At 69.0% G+C, this 15,380-nt stretch carries 15 protein-coding genes and 1 riboswitch; of the genes, 3 read left to right on the forward strand and 12 right to left on the reverse strand.

The window, feature by feature from the left end; all coding sequences use genetic code 11:
• Positions 1-90: 90 nt before the first annotated feature.
• Together ACYUD3_RS17760 and ACYUD3_RS17765 are read right to left on the reverse strand one after the other, a co-directional pair.
• On the reverse strand, positions 91-1,434 hold the full coding sequence (locus ACYUD3_RS17760; protein WP_470970637.1) for an NYN domain-containing protein: 1,344 nt from the start codon (positions 1,432-1,434) through the stop codon (positions 91-93).
• 37 nt (positions 1,435-1,471) lie between these two features.
• The gene (locus ACYUD3_RS17765) at positions 1,472-1,711 is read right to left on the reverse strand and encodes a hypothetical protein (RefSeq protein WP_470970640.1); all 240 of its coding nucleotides are present in this window, start codon (positions 1,709-1,711) and stop codon (positions 1,472-1,474) included.
• A 193-nt stretch (positions 1,712-1,904) separates the two neighbouring features.
• On the opposite strand from ACYUD3_RS17765, the gene ACYUD3_RS17770 reads away from it, so the two are divergent.
• Positions 1,905-2,642 carry a rhomboid family intramembrane serine protease gene (locus ACYUD3_RS17770; protein WP_470970642.1) on the forward strand — a complete coding sequence of 246 codons (738 nt, stop codon included), beginning with the start codon at positions 1,905-1,907 and terminating at the stop codon, positions 2,640-2,642.
• Positions 2,639-2,920, forward strand: a complete 282-nt coding sequence (locus ACYUD3_RS17775; protein ID WP_470970645.1) for an Lrp/AsnC family transcriptional regulator — start codon at positions 2,639-2,641, stop codon at positions 2,918-2,920. Before ACYUD3_RS17770 ends, ACYUD3_RS17775 begins: the two co-directional genes overlap by 4 nt.
• Before the next feature lie 20 nt (positions 2,921-2,940).
• Here the strand turns inward: ACYUD3_RS17775 and ACYUD3_RS17780 are convergent, their stop codons facing one another.
• From ACYUD3_RS17780 to ctaE, 6 genes are all read right to left on the reverse strand, one after another.
• Positions 2,941-4,284 carry an aminotransferase class V-fold PLP-dependent enzyme gene (locus ACYUD3_RS17780; RefSeq protein ID WP_470970647.1) on the reverse strand — a complete coding sequence of 448 codons (1,344 nt, stop codon included), beginning with the start codon at positions 4,282-4,284 and terminating at the stop codon, positions 2,941-2,943.
• A gap of 167 nt (positions 4,285-4,451) precedes the next feature.
• A riboswitch (SAM riboswitch) is annotated at positions 4,452-4,568 on the reverse strand.
• Between the two features lie 77 nt (positions 4,569-4,645).
• The gene (gene trpD / locus ACYUD3_RS17785; RefSeq protein ID WP_470970650.1) at positions 4,646-5,710 is read right to left on the reverse strand and encodes an anthranilate phosphoribosyltransferase; all 1,065 of its coding nucleotides are present in this window, start codon (positions 5,708-5,710) and stop codon (positions 4,646-4,648) included.
• A 167-nt stretch (positions 5,711-5,877) separates the two neighbouring features.
• Positions 5,878-7,518: a cytochrome bc1 complex cytochrome b subunit gene (gene qcrB / locus ACYUD3_RS17790; RefSeq protein WP_470970652.1), complete on the reverse strand. Its 1,641-nt coding sequence runs from the start codon at positions 7,516-7,518 to the stop codon at positions 5,878-5,880.
• Positions 7,515-8,573: a cytochrome bc1 complex Rieske iron-sulfur subunit gene (gene qcrA, locus ACYUD3_RS17795; RefSeq protein ID WP_470970655.1), complete on the reverse strand. Its 1,059-nt coding sequence runs from the start codon at positions 8,571-8,573 to the stop codon at positions 7,515-7,517. The genes qcrB and qcrA overlap by 4 nt, the downstream gene beginning before the upstream one ends.
• Positions 8,570-9,382: a cytochrome bc1 complex diheme cytochrome c subunit gene (qcrC, locus tag ACYUD3_RS17800; RefSeq protein ID WP_470970657.1), complete on the reverse strand. Its 813-nt coding sequence runs from the start codon at positions 9,380-9,382 to the stop codon at positions 8,570-8,572. Before qcrC ends, qcrA begins: the two co-directional genes overlap by 4 nt.
• Before the next feature lie 91 nt (positions 9,383-9,473).
• Entirely contained in the window at positions 9,474-10,094 is a 621-nt protein-coding gene (ctaE, locus tag ACYUD3_RS17805; protein WP_470970660.1) for an aa3-type cytochrome oxidase subunit III, read from the reverse strand.
• 164 nt (positions 10,095-10,258) lie between these two features.
• On the opposite strand from ctaE, the gene ACYUD3_RS17810 reads away from it, so the two are divergent.
• Positions 10,259-10,660 (forward strand): response regulator, encoded by a 402-nt coding sequence (locus ACYUD3_RS17810; protein ID WP_470970662.1) that lies wholly within the window; start codon positions 10,259-10,261, stop codon positions 10,658-10,660.
• 7 nt (positions 10,661-10,667) lie between these two features.
• On the opposite strand, the gene ACYUD3_RS17815 is transcribed toward ACYUD3_RS17810, so the two are convergent.
• From ACYUD3_RS17815 to ctaC, 4 genes are all read right to left on the reverse strand, one after another.
• Positions 10,668-11,930 carry a L,D-transpeptidase gene (locus tag ACYUD3_RS17815; protein ID WP_470970665.1) on the reverse strand — a complete coding sequence of 421 codons (1,263 nt, stop codon included), beginning with the start codon at positions 11,928-11,930 and terminating at the stop codon, positions 10,668-10,670.
• 170 nt (positions 11,931-12,100) lie between these two features.
• The gene (locus ACYUD3_RS17820; protein WP_470970667.1) at positions 12,101-12,499 is read right to left on the reverse strand and encodes a cytochrome c oxidase subunit 4; all 399 of its coding nucleotides are present in this window, start codon (positions 12,497-12,499) and stop codon (positions 12,101-12,103) included.
• The gene (gene ctaD, locus ACYUD3_RS17825) at positions 12,496-14,226 is read right to left on the reverse strand and encodes an aa3-type cytochrome oxidase subunit I (protein WP_470970669.1); all 1,731 of its coding nucleotides are present in this window, start codon (positions 14,224-14,226) and stop codon (positions 12,496-12,498) included. Before ctaD ends, ACYUD3_RS17820 begins: the two co-directional genes overlap by 4 nt.
• Positions 14,223-15,182: an aa3-type cytochrome oxidase subunit II gene (ctaC, locus tag ACYUD3_RS17830; RefSeq protein WP_470970672.1), complete on the reverse strand. Its 960-nt coding sequence runs from the start codon at positions 15,180-15,182 to the stop codon at positions 14,223-14,225. Before ctaC ends, ctaD begins: the two co-directional genes overlap by 4 nt.
• Positions 15,183-15,380: the final 198 nt, after the last annotated feature.

Consider the following 15,380-nt stretch of genomic DNA (forward strand, 5'->3'; position numbering starts at 1 on the left):
TTCAAATCCCGTGGCGAAAAAAGTCGGTCGCGCAATGCAGAATTTGCAATCAACTCACCATGGGTGACGTTTACTTGACCGTGAGTAGACTCAGGAGAGTCTCTTCAGCAGCATCGCCGACGCCACCGGCCGCGCGCCCGCCTTGGCGACGCCGTCGGCCACCTCACGGTCGGTGGAGGCGACGATGACCGGCCGGCCCGGCGGCTCCGCCCGGACCAGCTGGCGGATCAGTTCGTCGGCCGTCACCCCGGGCTTGGAGAACAGCACTCTGACCCCGCGCGGCGGCGCCAGCAGCACCGGCGCGGCCAGTTCCGCACCGTCGAAGACGCACGTCACCTCGGCGCCGGTCTGCGCGGCGAGGCTGGAGAGCTGCCCGAGAAGCCTCAACCGCTGCTTTTCCAGGGGCATTTGGGGATATCCCGTCTTGGTGACGTTGTAGCCGTCGACGACGAGGTGGGCCTGCGGCAGCGCGAGCAGCTGATCGAGAATGGCCGGATCGTGCTCCGACAGGGCGCGCGCGGCGATGTCCTTCGGCGTCATCCGGCCGGGCTCGACGGCGTCCACGGTCTCCGCGGGCCGCACCGACACCGGCGGCAGCGCGAGTTCGCGGCGCAGCCCCTGCGCGGCCTCCAGGACGGTGTCCAGCAGCAGCCGTACCCGCATGTCCTCGACGCTGCGGCCCTCGCGGGCGGCGCGGCGGCTGGCCTCCAGGGCGGCCTCGACCTCGCCGAGGCGTGCCTTCAGCCGGCGCGACTCGCTCTCGGCGGCGGAGACCTGGGCCTGGCCGTCGGTGCGGACGGCCTCGATCTCGCCCTGGATCTTGCGCAGGGCCGCCTCGCCGCGCTTGACGTCGCTGAGGGCGGAGCGCAGCTTGCGGTGCAGGCTCTCCGCCTCCCGCCGGGCCGCGTCCAGCTCGGCGCGCAGCCGCTCGGTCTCGGCGCGGGTCTGCTCACGGGCCTGGCCCAGCTGCTCGCGCAGCCGCTCCAGCTCGGCCCGGCTCTCCTCGTCGGCCCGCTCGGCGTCCGCGCGCTGAGCCTCCTCGCCGGCGGCGGTGACGAGCTTCACCCAGCCGGTGGGGCGCAGTACATAGGCGGCCGCCGCCACGTCCAGCGGGTCGGCGGCCGGGGGCGGGGCGCCGGAGTCGAGGGCGGCGGCCAGCTCCGGCTGGGCCTCGCGCAGCTTCTCCCCGATGCGCTGTCTGAACAGCGCGTCGCTCTCCAGCGCCGACGCCATCGCGTTCCCGGCGAACTTCGCCCGCCGGTTCGGCGCGAACCGGGCGTACTGCCGCAGCTGGGCGGGCAGTTCACCGACGGTCAGCCCGCCGAAGCCGTCCGAGACGATCTGTACGACCCGGCGGCGCACGCCGTCGGGCAGGGGACGGTCGAGCACCTCAGCGGCGCCGTCGCCCGGCCCCCCGCCATCGGTCCCACCCATCCGTCACACCCCACTTGCCGTGCGGGGCCGCTCCCTCTCAGGAGTCGGCGCCCGGCCTGTCCACGAGTTCCACCTGATCCAGCGCGTTGCACCAGCGGCACCGCACCGACTCGATGGTCTCACTGACCACGTCGCGCTCCTCGACCTTCGGCTCACCGGCCAGGTCCAGGTGGAGGTACTCCACGACCTTCGAGGAGCGGGTCACGTCGAACCGGGTCAGGTTGCCGCACAGCGTGCAGCGCCAGCGGGTGGTGGCCGTCGGCAGGGGAACCGTCATCGTGACCGTCCGCTCCTTCTCGTGTCGGGTCTGTTCTTGTCGCAGCTGTTCTTGTCGCACAGCACGCGCCGGATTCGCTCCCCGGGCGCGTGCTGGCCGTAACCCTACGGCCTGGCGGCAAGTCGCCGCCCGTCCGTCCGGAGCGGCGAGGCGACCTGGGGGTATTCGTGCGATTACGTCATGCTCTGTAGTCATGATCGGCGACTGGAGAGCGGCGGCGGGCAGGGCGGTCACCCGGCCCGCGGCGCCGGTGACGTACGGACTGATCGCGGCGTGCTGCCTGGTCTTCGTGATCGGCCCGGCGTCGGGCCTCAATCCCGGGTACGGCCGCGGGGACGCGCTGCTCACGGCGCAGCAGGCCTACTTCCACCGCTGGGGCGTCGTGCCGGACGAACTCTTCGAGGGCTCCGCGCGGGCCGCGCTGACCCCGCTGACCGCGCTGTTCGTGCACGGGAGCTGGGTGCATCTGCTGGGGAACATGCTCTTCCTCTACGTCTTCGGGGCGCTGGCCGAGGAGCGCGTGGGACGGCTGGAGTTCGGCCTCTTCTACACCGGGTGCGGCTGCCTCGCCCTGCTGGGGTACGCCGCCGCCAACGCGTCGTCCGCGCAGTCCCTCGTGGGGGCGTCGGGGGCGATCTCGGCGGTCCTCGGAGCGTTTCTGTATCTGTTCCCCAGGGCCCGCGTCACCAGTCTCCTGCCGTTCCTGTTCTTTCTCCCGTTGCGCTTCCCCGCCTGGCTCGTGCTGCCGTTCTGGGCGGCCCTCCAGTGGATCGCCGCCGGACGCGCCACCGGGGACGGCCCTGGGGTCGCCTATCTGGCCCACGTCGTGGGCTTCTTCCTGGGCTTCGGCTACGCGTGGGCGCGTTTTCGCCGTACGACTACAGTTGGGGCCGCCCCAGCACCCGCCCCCGAGGGAGAGCAGCAGCCGTGATCACCGCGATCGTCCTGATCAAGACCAGCGTGGACCGGATTCCGGAGATCGCGGAGCGGATCGCTTCGCTGGAGAGCGTGAGCGAGGTGTTCTCGGTGACCGGGACGTACGACCTCATCGCGATGGTCCGGGTGCGCGAGCACGAGGAGCTGGCCGACGTCATCCCCGGGAAGATCAGCAGGATTCCCGGGGTGGAGGCGACGGACACGCACGTGGCGTTCCGGACGTACTCGCAGCACGACCTGGAGGCGGCGTTCGCGATCGGGCTGGACTCTTAAGCTTTCAAGCCGCCGCGGTCTCAAGAAGCCGGCACGCAGCGGCCGTTCTCCGTGCGGTACGTCCAGCGCGCCCCGTTCGCGACCAGCTCCCGCACCGCCGTCACGAACCGCTCGACGTGCTCGTCCGGCGTCCCCGCGCCGAAGCTGACGCGGAGCGCGTTCAGGGACGTCGACTCGCCGCACTCGCCCGCCGGTGCGGCGTTCGCGCCCAGCAGGGTGTGCACCAGCGGGTGGGCGCAGAACAGGCCGTCGCGGACGCCGATGCCGTACTCGGCGGAGAGGGCGGCGGCGAAGTGGGAGCTGTTCCAGCCGTCGACGACGAAGGAGATGACGCCGACGCGGGGGGCGTCGTCGCCGAAGAGGGACAGGACGCGGACCTCGGGCACGGCGGCGAGGCCGTCGCGGACGGCGGCGATCAGCTGGCGCTCACGGGCGACCAGGCGGTCGAAGCCGGCCTCGGTGAGCGCCTCGCAGGCGGAGGCGACCGCGTAGGCGCCGATCACGTTCGGGGACCCCGCCTCGTGCCGGGCGGCGCTGTCGTGCCACTCGACCTCCACTCCCCCGTCGGCCCGCCGCCCCACGGTCCGGCTCGCCCCGCCGCCCGCGAGGTACGGCTCCGCCGCGCGCAGCCAGTCCGCGCGGCCGGCCAGGACCCCGGCGCCGAAGGGGGCGTACAGCTTGTGCCCGGAGAAGGCGACCCAGTCGACGTCCAGGTCGCGCACGCTCACCGGGTGGTGCGGGGCGAGCTGGGCGGCGTCCAGGACGATCCGGGCGCCGTGCGCGTGCGCGGTCGCCGCGAGTTCGCGGACCGGCCACAGCTCGCCGGTGACGTTGGAGGCGCCGGTGACGCACAGCAGCGCCGGGCCGTCCGTGTCCCGCGCGGCGAGCGCCCGCGCGAACGTCTCGACCGCCTGCTCCGGGGTGCGGGGCGCGTCCAGGCAGGTGACCTGGGCGTCCTTCCAGGGGAGCAGGGAGGCGTGGTGCTCGGTCTCGAAGACGTACACCTGGCAGTCCGCCGGGACCGCCCTGGCCAGCAGGTTCAGGGAGTCGGTGGTGGAGCGGGTGAAGACCAGGTCGTCGTCCTCGCGGCAGTCCAGGAACCGCGCGACCGTCCTGCGGGCGTTCTCGAAGAGGTCGGTGGACAGCTGCGAGAGGTAGCCGGCGCCGCGGTGGACGCTGCCGTAGTAGGGGGCGTACGCGGCGACGTCGTCCCACACCCGCTTCAGCGCCGGGGCGCTGGCGGCGTAGTCGAGGGCCGCATAAGTGACCTCGCCGCCGGTGACCAGCGGGACGGTGACATCTGCCCCCAGAACGGCCAGGGGGGCACAAAGCGACGGGGCGGGGGCAAGGGTGGGCGCAGACATGGCGAAGCTCCGTGAGGAAGGGCAGGACAAACCGAGGGGAGCCCCGGGAAGGGAGTCCTGCTGAGGGGGAGAGAAGAGGGTGCGCGGAGGCGGGGCTCTTCGGCCCTATCGCATTCGCTTGCTCACGGAAGGCTCCTCGACGACCAGGACCCCTGGGTGTCGGGAGGGGCCCGCGCTTGCCGTGGACCTCGCTGCCCACGGCCTGGTCTTCACCCGGGGCACCCCGCCACGGACGGAGGGTTGCCGGACAGTCGGCCGGGGCCTCATGACTGTCACTCATGACCTGGTGCAAGAAAGTACGTGAAGTGATCGCCGCCCCGCAACCCGTGTCCGGATCGCGGGACAGCGCCCATAAGAAGCCCTACTTGTTGGTCGCCGCCACCCAGCGCTCCAGCACCCGCTTCGCCGCCCCCGAGTCGATCGACTCGGCCGCCTTCGCCATCCCGGCGGACAGCTGCTCGGCGAGGGAGGCGTCCGTCGGGTCCAGCGCGACCAGCGCCGCCGCCGAGTTGAGCAGCACCGCGTCCCGCACCGCCCCCCTCTCCCCGTCCAGCAGCCTGCGCGCGACCTCCGCGTTGTACGCCGGGTCGCCGCCCCGCAGCGCCTCCACGGGGACCAGCTCCAGGCCCACCGAACGCGGGTCGAAGCTCTCCTCGGTGACCTTGCCGTCGCGGACCGTCCAGACCCGGGACGTCGACGTCGTCGTCAGCTCGTCGAGGCCGTCGTCGCCCCGGAAGACCAGCGACGAGTTGCCCCGGTCGGCGAGGACGCCCGCGATGATCGGGGCCAGGCGGGGGTCGGCGACGCCGATCGCCTGGGACTTCACCCGCGCGGGGTTGGTCAGCGGGCCGAGCGCGTTGAAGACCGTACGGATGCCCAACTGGCCGCGCGCGGCGGCCACATGGCGCAGCGCCGGGTGGAACTTCACCGCGAAGCAGAACGTGATCCCGGCCTCCTCCGCGACCTGCGCCACCCGCCGGGGGGTGAGGTCCAGGTTGACGCCCAGCTTCTCCAGGACGTCCGAGGAGCCCGACGCCGAAGACGCGGCCCGGTTGCCGTGCTTGACGACCTTCGCGCCGGTGCCGGCCACCACCAGCGCCGACATCGTGGAGATGTTCACCGTCCGCGCGCCGTCGCCGCCGGTCCCGACGATGTCGACGGTACGGCCGCTCACCTCGATGGTGTTGGCGTGCTCGTACATCGCGCGGACGACGCCGGTGATCTCCTCCACCGTCTCGCCCTTGGCCCGCAGCGCCACCACGAACCCGGCGATCTGCGCGTCCGTCGCCTCGCCGCGCATGATGCGGTCCATCGCCCACGCGGTCGCGTCCGCGCTCTGGTCCTGGCCGGACAGGAGGGCGTTCAGTACCTCGGGCCAGGAACGGGCCGCCGCGGTGTCGCCTCCGGCGGGGGTCACAGCGCTCATACGGCCGCTCCTGAATGTCGTCGAGAATGTCGCGTATGCATCGGGTGCATTTGCAGCACCCACCCTATCCAGCCAGAAGCATGACGAAGGCCCCGTCCTCCCCCAAGCTCCAAAGAGCAGGGGGGACCCCCAGCGGACGAGGCCTTTGTGTGGCGACAGACTATGGATCAGTGGTGGCCGTGGCCGCTCGTGATCTCCTTGTACTCATCGGCGGTCGGCTTCGCGATCTGCGACTCCTCGCCGTAGTAGGCCTCGCTGAGCTTGGCGCGCAGCTTCTCCGCGCCCTTCACCTTGCGCTGGACGCCGTTCTCGTCGGTGCCCGCACCGACGGCGACCGGCTCGTACTGCTCGTGCGCGGTGAGGGTGTGCAGCTGCTCCTGGGTGAGCGGCTCGTGGATCTCGATGAACTCACCGTGCGGCAGGCGCTTGATGGTGCCGGTCTCGCGGCCGTGCAGCACCTTGTCCTTGTCGCGGCGCTGGAGGCCGAGGCAGATCCGCTTGGTGGCGATGAACGCGAGGACCGGCAGGACGAAGAAGCCGATCCGGACGAACCAGGTGATCGCGTTGATGGAGAGGTGGAAGTGCGTGGCCCAGAGGTCGTTGCCACCACCGATCAGCATCACGAAGTACGCGGTCAGCCAGGCCACACCGAAGCCGGTGCGGGTCGGGGTGTTGCGCGGCCGGTCCAGGATGTGGTGCTCGCGCTTGTCGCCGGTGACCCACGACTCGATGAAGGGGTAGACGGCGATGGCGACGAGGACCAGCGGGAAGATGACGATCGGGATGAACACACCCAGGACGAGGGTGTGGCCCGCGAAGTCGATCTCCCAGCCCGGCATGACGCGGACGAGGCCTTCGGCGAAGCCCATGTACCAGTCCGGCTGGGCGCCCGTGGACACCTGGTCGGGGCGGTAGGGGCCGATCGCCCAGATCGGGTTGATCTGCGCGACCGCGGCGATGACCGCGATGACACCGAAGACGAGGAAGAAGAACCCGCCGGCCTTCGCCATGTACACGGGCAGCAGGGGCATGCCGACGACGTTGTTGTTCGTCTTGCCGGGGCCCGCGAACTGCGTGTGCTTGTGGTAGAAGACCAGGATCAGGTGCGCCACCATCAGGCCGAGCATGATGCCGGGCAGCAGCAGGATGTGGACCGAGTAGAAGCGGGCCACGAAGTCGCCGCCGGGGAACTCCCCGCCGAAGATGAAGAACGACAGGTACGTGCCGATGATCGGGATCGACAGCAGCACGCCCTCGATGAACCGCACGCCGGTGCCGGAGAGCAGGTCGTCGGGGAGCGAGTAGCCGGTGAAGCCGGTGAACAGCGACAGCACCAGCAGCAGCCAGCCGAACAGCCAGTTGACCTCACGCGGCTTGCGGAACGCGCCCGTGAAGAAGACGCGCATCATGTGCACCATCATCGCGGCGACGAAGATCAGCGCCGCCCAGTGGTGGATCTGCCGGATCAGCAGACCGCCGCGCACCTCGAAGGAGATGTGCATCGTCGAGTTGAACGCCTCGGACATCAGCTGTCCCTGGAGCGGGACATAGGCGCCGTGGTACTCGACCTCGTTCATCGACGGGTGGAAGAACAGTGTCAGATAGACACCCGTCAGGATGATGATGAGGAAGCTGTACATGCAGATCTCGCCCAGCATGAACGACCAGTGGTCGGGGAAGATCTTGCGCATGTTGGCCTTGGCGAGGGAGTAGATCCCGAGCCGGCCGTCGGCCCAGTCGGCGATGCGCTCGCCGGCCGGTGCCTTCCCGCGCTCTTCGCGCGAGCCGGTGGTGGTGGTAGTGCTCATCCGCGCTCCCAGAAGGCAGGACCGACGGGCTCCGCGAAGTCGCCGAGCGCCTCAAGGTAGCCCTCGCCGTTGACGCCGATGCGCAGCTGCGGCAGAGCGTGGCCGGCCGGGCCGAAAATCACCCGCGCGCCGTCGGAGAGGTCGAAGGTGGACTGGTGGCAGGGGCAGAGCACGTGGTGCGTCTGCTGCTCGTAGAGCGAGATCGGGCAACCGACGTGGGTGCAGATCTTCGAGTAGGCCACGATGCCCTCGTGCGACCACTCCAGCTCGCGCTTGTCCTTGATGTTCTCCGGCTGGATCCGGACGATCATCAGGGCGGCCTTGGCGATCTCGGTCTGGAACTCGTGGTCGGTCTCCTCCAGGCCCTCGGGCTTGGCGAAGGTGAGCGAGCCGACCGCGACGTCCTCGGGGCGCAGCGGCTCGTTGGTGTTCATGTTGACGAGCAGCTTGCCCTTGGCCCACAGGGTGGTGCGCAGCTTGGTGCCGGGCAGCGGGCCGAGGTCGCGCAGGAGGACGACGCCGGAGAGCGGCACCAGGGTGAGCGCGCCGAGCATCGTGTTGCGGACCAGCTTGCGGCGGCCGATGACCGATTCCTTGGCGCCCTGCTTGAAGTCCGCGTGGACCTTCGCACGGACCTCGGGGGCGGCCTCGATCGGGTGGCGCTCGTCGGCGATCTCGACGTCGGACATCAGGGTGCGGGCCCAGTGGACGGCGCCCGCGCCGATGCAGAACAGGGCCAGGCCGAGGGTGACGCCCAGCGCGAAGTTCAGCGCGTTGATGTGGCCGATCGGAAAGACGAAGACCGACTTGTCGTGGGGGATGCTGACGTAGGAGGCGATGAAGCCGACGGTGGCCAGCATCGAGACCGTGAACAGCAGGGCGACCGTGCGCTCGGACCGCTTGGCGGCCCGCTCGTCGATGTCCTGGATCCGGTGCTCGTGGGGCGGCATACCGGGGTCGGCGAACGGGTTCTCCTCGTCCGCGATCCCTACCGCGCCGTGCGCGTGCTCCTGCTCGGCAGGGAGCTTCTCTTCGGGAATGTCTTGGCTACTCATGACTTCTTGGCCTTTGCGGTCCGAGCGGCGACCCAGACGGCGACCGCGATCAGCGCGCCGAGACCGAAGATCCAGGCGAACAGACCCTCACTGACCGGGCCGAGACCGCCGAGCTCCAGACCACCGGGGTTGACGGTGTCGTCGCCGTTGACCGCGTGGAGGTACGCGATGATGTCCTTCTTGTTCTGCGGCGAGAGCGTGGTGTCACCGAAGGACGGCATGTTCTGCGGGCCGGTCTGCATGGCCTCGTAGATGTGCTTGGGGTCCACGCCGTCGAGGGTCGGCGCGAACTTGCCGTGGGTCAGGGCGCCGCCCTTGCCGGTGAAGTTGTGGCACTGGGCGCAGTTGCTGCGGAACAGCTCACCGCCCTTGGCGATGTCCGCGCCCTCGGGGCCGTACTCGGCCTCGGTGGGGACGGCGGGGCCGGCGCCGAGGGAGGCGACGTACGCGGCGAGCTGGTCGGTCTGCGCCTGGCTGTAGATGACCTTCTTCCGGGGCACCTGGGCGCCCTGGGAGGTCGCGGCCGGCATGCGGCCGGTGCGGACCTGGAAGTCGACGGCCGCGGCGCCCACGCCGACGAGGCTCGGACCGTCGGAGGAGCCCTGACCGCCGGTGCCGTGGCAGCTTGCGCAGCCAACGGCGAAGAGCTTCTTGCCCTCGTCGATGGTGAGGGACTGGGCGGTTTCGTCAGCCTGCGCCTTGTCCGCGGGCGCGAACACGGCGTACAGCCCCCCCGTGCACGCCAGCGCGAGGAGTAGGACGACGAGCGCCGCCAGTGGATGGCGTCGTCGTGCGGAGAGCTTTTTCACGGATTACCCCGGTGTCAGGATCTTCTGCGTCGATGCTTCTGGGAATGCGTCGTCCCGATTCGTCGGGGGACGCGGGCGGGATCGGTCCCGGCTACTTGATCATGTAGATCGTGGCGAAGAGTCCGATCCAGACGACATCGACGAAGTGCCAGTAGTAGGACACGACGATGGCCGCGGTCGCCTGTTCGTGGGTGAACCTCTTGGCGGCGTAGGTACGGCCGAGGACGAACAGGAAGGCGATCAGACCGCCCGTCACGTGCATCCCGTGGAAGCCGGTGGTCAGGTAGAAGACCGAGCCGTAGGGGTCGGAGGAGAGCGAGAGGCCGTCCTCCTTCACCAGCTCGGTGTACTCGTAGATCTGGCCGCCGATGAAGATCGCACCCATCACGAACGTGATGATGAACCAGCCCCGGAGCTTCTTCACGTCACCGCGCTCGGCGGCGAAGACGCCGAGCTGGCAGGTGAGGGAGGAGAGCACCAGGATCGTGGTGTTGGTCGCCGAGAACGGGAAGTTGAGATGGCTCGCCATCTCCTTCCAGTGATCCGGCCCGGTCACCGATCGGAGGGTGAAATACATCGCGAAGAGGGCCGCGAAGAACATCAGCTCGGAACTCAACCAGATGATGGTTCCGACGCTGGTGAGGTTCGGCCGGTTGACCGACGGGTGCGCGTGCCCGGTTTCTGCTGTCGTTGCTGTCGCCACGACCGACATTATGTCGGTCGCTTATCCCGCCCTCACCTCGGGGGTGCCGTTCGGAGTGTCATTGCCCGCCGGACCGGTGTTGACGTGGTGTTCAGCGGGACGTCGTGAGGAGTAGCATCCGGCCGGACGGAGCTTTCCTTGACGACGCCGACGCCGATGTCTACGGAGGAACGATGCAGCCGACCGCCACCGTCCTGGTCTACAGCGACGACTCGACCACCCGGGAACAGGTACGGCTGGCCACCGGCCGCCGCCCGGCCCCTGACGTCCCGTCGGTCTCCTTCATCGAATGCGCGACGCCTGCGGCGGTTTTGCGGGAGCTGGACCGGGGGGGCATCGATGTGGTCGTCCTCGACGGGGAAGCCGTGCCGATGGGCGGGATGGGGCTGTGCCGCCAGATCAAGGACGAAGTCTTCGAGTGCCCGCCGGTGTTGCTGCTGATGGGGCGCCCCCAGGACGCGTGGCTGGCGACGTGGAGCCGCGCTGACGCCGCTGTGACGCTGCCGGTGGAGCCGGTGGAGTTCGCGGGCGCCCTGGCGTCGCTGCTGCGTCAGAAGCGGCTCCAGAGCGCCTGAGGGGGGCTCAGACCGCCGCCGGACGCAGCCTCGCCGTCTCTCGCGGAGCGCCCTTCTTCCCCGTCAACGCGCTGCCCTCCTGCCACTCCTTCCAGTTGACGTTCCAGTCGCCGAAGCCGTTGCCGAAGGGCTCCATCTCGTCGCCGTAGCTGTTGATGACCTTGACGACGTCGCCCTCGCGGACGTTCTCGTAGAACCAGGCGGCGTTGCCGGTGCTCATGCCGGTGCAGCCGTGGGAGACGTTGGCGGAGCCCTGGGAGTCGATCGACCAGGGGGCGGCGTGGACGTACTCGCCGCTCCAGGTGACCCGGGTGGCGTAGTAGACGGGGAGGTCGTAGCCCTCGGAGGAGCCGGCGGAGATGCCGACGGTCGTGCCGCGCATACGGACGAAGTACTCCTTGCCGAGCACGACCTTGACGCCGTTGCGGGTCTCGAAGCCGGGCTTGCCGGTGGTGACGGGGATCTCGTTGATCTCCTCGCCGTTCTTGTAGACGGTCATGGAGTGCGCGGAGGCGTCGGTGACGGCGACGACCTTGTCGCCGATCGTCAGGCTCACGTCCTTGGACTTGGTGCCCCAGAGCCGGTCGCCGACCTTGATGCCGTCGAGGGTGCTGTGCACGCGGACCTTGGCGCCGGCGGGCCAGTACTCCTTGGGCCGGTAGTGGAGTTCCTTGTCGTCGACCCAGTGCCAGCCGCCCGCGACGGACGGGGTGGAGTCGACTTTGAGGGCGCGCTCCACGACGGCCCGCTGGGCGGGGTCCTTGACGGCGGCGTCGAGCTGGGCGGTGACGGGCTGTCCGACGCCGTACGTGCCGCTGTCGGGGCCGAGGGTGACCTCCAGGCGCTTCTTGGAGGTGGGGGCGCCGGTGTCGAAGGTGAGGACGCGGCGGCCGGGTTCGCCCTCGTAGTTCTCGGTGCTCACGCGGACCGTGTAGTGGGCGTTGGCGGCCAGCGGTTCGGTGCTGTGCCATCTGCGGCCGTCGGCGGCGAGTTCGCCCGCCACGAAGCGCCCTGAGCCGTCCACGGCGGTCACGTCGGTGATCGGTCCCTCGGAGTCCTTGGCGGTGACCTCCAGGGGCTTGTCGGGGTCCGCCTTGCCGCCCTTGGGGTTGAGGCTCCCGAAGACGACCTGCTTCGTCGCGTCGAAGGGACGCTCCGCGAGGGGATGGCCGGATGAGCCGCAGGCGCTGGCGCCCGCGGCCAGGGCGCACACCAGCAGGGTGCAGCCGACGACGGTGCGGTGACGCGGAGCGGGGCTCAGGTGGGTCATGGCTTCACGGTAGGAAGCGTCCCGGGATGCGGCGCGCCGGGTCACTCGGACGGGGGACGCGGGCTGCGGCGAACGGGGGCGGACGGGGGCCGGCGGGGCTTCGTGCCGCGAAAAGCGTGAGGCCGGACGCTCCTTGACGGAGGGTCCGGCCTCAGCGGTACCGCGGGGTGTTACTGGGTGCGGTTCTCACCGCGGTAGTACTCGAAGACCCAGCCGAACAGGCCGATCATGATGACCGGGACGGCGAAGTACACCAGCCACCAGCCGACGGCCACCCCGAGGAAGGTGAGCGCGCCGCCGACGCCGAGGGCGAGCGGCTGCCAGCTGTGCGGGCTGAAGAAGCCCAGCTCACCGGCGTCGTCCGCGACATCGGCCTCCATGTTGTCCTGCGCGCCCGTGTCGACCCGCCGGGCGGTGAAGCCCAGGTAGAAGCCGATCATGATGCACAGGCCGAAGGACAGGAACAGGGCGGTCGTACCGACCGGCTCCTTCGACCACACGCCGTAGACGATCGCCATGGCGAGCACGAAGACGCTCAGCCAGACGAACATCTTGCCTTGGACCTTCACTTGCCGGCCTCCTTGCCGCCCGCGATGGCACCGGCGCCCGCGCCCGCGTGCTCAAGCTGGTCGAGCGCGGCGATCTCCGGGTGGTGCAGGTCGAACGCCGGGGATTCGCTGCGGATCCGCGGCAGGGTGAGGAAGTTGTGCCGCGGCGGCGGGCAGGAGGTCGCCCACTCCAGCGAACGGCCGTAGCCCCACGGGTCGTCGACCTCGACCTTCTTGCCGTACTTGGCGGTCTTCCACACGTTGTAGAAGAACGGCAGGATCGACAGGCCGAGCAGGAACGAGCAGATCGTGGAGATCGTGTTCAGCGCGGTGAAGCCGTCGGCCGCCAGATAGTCGGCGTACCGGCGCGGCATGCCCTCGGCGCCCAGCCAGTGCTGGACGAGGAAGGTGCCGTGGAAGCCGACGAACAGCGTCCAGAACGTGATCTTGCCGAGCCGCTCGTCGAGCATCTTGCCGGTCATCTTCGGCCACCAGAAGTGGAAGCCGGAGAACATGGCGAAGACGACCGTGCCGAACACCACGTAGTGGAAGTGGGCCACCACGAAGTACGAGTCGGAGACGTGGAAGTCCATCGGCGGCGAGGCCAGGATGACACCGGTCAGACCACCGAAGGTGAAGGTGATCAGGAAGCCGGTCGCCCAGAGCATCGGTGTCTCGAAGGACAGCGAGCCCTTCCACATCGTGCCGATCCAGTTGAAGAACTTCACGCCCGTCGGGACGGCGATGAGGAACGTCATGAACGAGAAGAACGGCAGCAGCACACCGCCGGTGACGTACATGTGGTGCGCCCACACCGTCACCGAGAGACCGGCGATCGCGATGGTCGCGCCGACCAGGCCCATGTAGCCGAACATCGGCTTGCGGGAGAAGACCGGGATGACCTCGGAGATGATGCCGAAGAACGGCAAGGCGATGATGTACACCTCTGGATGGCCGAAGAACCAGAAGAGGTGTTGCCACAGCAATGCCCCGCCATTCGCGGCATCGAAGACATGTGCCCCGAATTTCCGATCCGCCTCCAGCGCGAAGAGCGCGGCGGCGAGCACGGGGAAGGCGAGCAGCACCAGAACGGCCGTCAGCAGCACGTTCCAGACGAAGATCGGCATACGGAACATCGTCATGCCCGGAGCGCGCATGCAGATGATCGTGGTGATGAAGTTGACCGCGCCGAGGATCGTGCCGAAGCCGGAGAAGGCCAGACCCATGATCCACATGTCGGCGCCGATGCCCGGCGAGCGGACCGCGTCCGACAGCGGGCTGTAGGCGAACCAGCCGAAGTCGGCCGCGCCCTGCGGGGTGAGGAAGCCGCCGACCGCGATGAGCGAGCCGAACAGGTACAGCCAGTAGGCGAACATGTTCAGCCGCGGGAAGGCGACGTCCGGGGCACCGATCTGGAGCGGCATGATCCAGTTCGTGAAGCCGGCGAACAGCGGCGTCGCGAACATCAGCAGCATGATCGTGCCGTGCATCGTGAACGCCTGGTTGAACTGCTCGTTCGACATGATCTGGAGACCAGGCCGGGCGAGCTCGGCGCGCATCAGCAGCGCCATGACGCCGCCGATGCAGAAGAACGCGAACGACGTGACGAGGTAGAGCGTCCCGATCGTCTTGTGGTCGGTGGTGGTGAGCCACTTGACCACGACGTTGCCGGGCTGCTTGCGCCGGACCGGCAGCTCGTTCTCGTACGAGTCAGCCGCGGCACCCTGGGGTTCGTTGAGGATGCTCACAGGTTTGTCGTCTCCCGGTTCTTCTCGTGGGACGTCTGCTCGATGCCCGCGGGAACGTAACCGGTCTGCCCCTTCTTGGCGAGGTCCTTGAGGTGCTGCTCGTAGCGCTCGGGGGAGACGACCTTCACGTTGAACAGCATCCGGGAGTGGTCGACGCCGCAGAGCTCGGCGCACTTGCCCAGGAAGGTCCCCTCCTTGTTCGGGGTCACCTGGAACGAGTTGGTGTGGCCCGGGATGACGTCCATCTTCATGAGGAACGGCACCACCCAGAAGGAGTGGATGACATCACGCGAGGTCAGGACGAAGCGCACCGTCTTGCCCTCGGGCAGCCACAGGGTCGGGCCCGGGTTGTTGGTCTGCGGGTTGCGCTCACCGGGGACACCGCAGGTGTAGACACCGCCCGCGGCCGCCGGGAAGTCCTTCTTGAACCGGTCCGGGATCGCGGCCAGGTTCGCGTCGGTCTTCGCGTCGCCGGTCGAACCGTCGACGTTCTCGATGTAGTTGAAGCACCAGCTCCACTGGAAGCCGACCACGTTGACCGTGACGTCCGGCTTCTTCTCCAGGCTGAGCAGCTTCGTCTCGTCGCGGGCCGTGAAGTAGAACAGGACCGAGACGATGATGATCGGGACCACCGTGTACAGCGCCTCGATCGGCATGTTGTACCGGGTCTGCGGAGGTACCTCGATCTTGGTGCGGCTGCGCCGGTGGAAGAAAGCACTCCACAAGATCAGGCCCCACACCAGCACGCCGGTGGCCAGCGCGGCTGCCCAGGACCCCTGCCACAGAGAGAGGATCCGCGGAGCCTCTTCCGTTGTGGGGGTGGGCATACCAAGGCGGGGGAAGTCCTTGTATGTGCAACCGGTGGCGGTCGCCAGGACCAGGCCCGCGGTCATTGCCTGGAGCAGCTTCCGCCGCATCGGGCGCCGCGGCGAGCGGTCGGAGCCGTTGGGACTCACGTAGCGCCTTCCCGAGAGTCTCGCCCGCGCGGGTTGGCTGCGGCCTGCCTTCTCGCTGGTCGGTCGCCGCCCTGCGTCGGGCAGGGGTTTGGATGTTTATGCGGAGCAAACCCTAGCCGACGCTCTCCGAGGGTTCGCGGGGAGGGGGGCCTAGTAGCTCGGGTGGTTCGCTTGTTTGGCGGCTGCGGGTGCTTCGTG

It is taken from the genome of Streptomyces sp. AMJ-169 (genome assembly GCF_055597585.1).

What these genes read in the sequence shown, in the direction of transcription:
- qcrA (WP_470970655.1), bottom strand. Translation starts at nt 8,573, where the DNA reads ATGAGTAGCCAAGACATTCCCGAAGAGAAGCTCCCTGCCGAGCAGGAG.
- ACYUD3_RS17770 (WP_470970642.1), top strand. Translation starts at nt 1,905, where the DNA reads ATGATCGGCGACTGGAGAGCGGCGGCGGGCAGGGCGGTCACCCGGCCC.
- ACYUD3_RS17765 (WP_470970640.1), bottom strand. Translation starts at nt 1,711, where the DNA reads ATGACGGTTCCCCTGCCGACGGCCACCACCCGCTGGCGCTGCACGCTG.
- ctaE (WP_470970660.1), bottom strand. Translation starts at nt 10,094, where the DNA reads ATGTCGGTCGTGGCGACAGCAACGACAGCAGAAACCGGGCACGCGCAC.
- qcrB (WP_470970652.1), bottom strand. Translation starts at nt 7,518, where the DNA reads ATGAGCACTACCACCACCACCGGCTCGCGCGAAGAGCGCGGGAAGGCA.
- ACYUD3_RS17815 (WP_470970665.1), bottom strand. Translation starts at nt 11,930, where the DNA reads ATGACCCACCTGAGCCCCGCTCCGCGTCACCGCACCGTCGTCGGCTGC.
- trpD (WP_470970650.1), bottom strand. Translation starts at nt 5,710, where the DNA reads ATGAGCGCTGTGACCCCCGCCGGAGGCGACACCGCGGCGGCCCGTTCC.
- ACYUD3_RS17780 (WP_470970647.1), bottom strand. Translation starts at nt 4,284, where the DNA reads ATGTCTGCGCCCACCCTTGCCCCCGCCCCGTCGCTTTGTGCCCCCCTG.
- ACYUD3_RS17760 (WP_470970637.1), bottom strand. Translation starts at nt 1,434, where the DNA reads ATGGGTGGGACCGATGGCGGGGGGCCGGGCGACGGCGCCGCTGAGGTG.
- ACYUD3_RS17810 (WP_470970662.1), top strand. Translation starts at nt 10,259, where the DNA reads ATGCAGCCGACCGCCACCGTCCTGGTCTACAGCGACGACTCGACCACC.